The following is a 547-nucleotide window of genomic DNA, read 5'->3' on the forward strand; positions in this document are numbered from 1 at the left end:
GGGCGTCGCGGAGGTCGCGCGGACCACCGACGACCAGGCCGCGACCGTCGAGGAGCTCACCTCCTCTTTGGAGGCGGTCCGCGAGCGCTCCGACCGCACCGAGGACGCGACCGAGCGCATCGTCGACGCCACCGACGAGCAGGAGGCGGCCGTCGACGAGCTGATCGCCCGCGTCGAGCGCCTCGACGCGCGGTAACGGCCCGCCGACGCCGCGCCCCCGCTCTCCCCGCGTTTCATTCTCCGCGTCTCGTTCCCGCGTCTTTCTTCCGCGTTCCCTCCCCCTCCGCCGAACGTTTAACCCCGCTCAACCCCCAGAAATCGTATGTCCGTTACGCCGCCCGGACCGCTCGGCGACCCCCTCTTCGGGAACGGTCGCCAGTTCGCTGACGACCCGTTCGGCTTCCTGCGCGCCTGCGCCGACAGCTACGGCGACGTGGTGCGGCTCGACCTCGACCCGCGAGAGACGTACCTGCTCACGAACCCCGCCGACGTCGAGCGCGTCCTCGTCGCGGACGCCGAGCGCTACCGCAAGCCGCAGTTCGACGAC

At 71.5% G+C, this 547-nt stretch carries 1 protein-coding gene and 1 pseudogene; both read left to right on the forward strand.

What is annotated here, in order from left to right:
• Positions 1–196: pseudogene (locus D3D02_RS18770) on the forward strand (chemotaxis protein); the annotation flags it as partial.
• Between the two features lie 126 nt (positions 197–322).
• The coding region (locus tag D3D02_RS18775; RefSeq protein WP_121571351.1) for a cytochrome P450 at positions 323–547 on the forward strand (225 nt) is incomplete at its 3' end.

The organism is Halobellus sp. Atlit-38R (assembly GCF_003665925.1).
Taxonomy (GTDB): Archaea; Halobacteriota; Halobacteria; order Halobacteriales; family Haloferacaceae; genus Haloquadratum; species Haloquadratum inordinatus.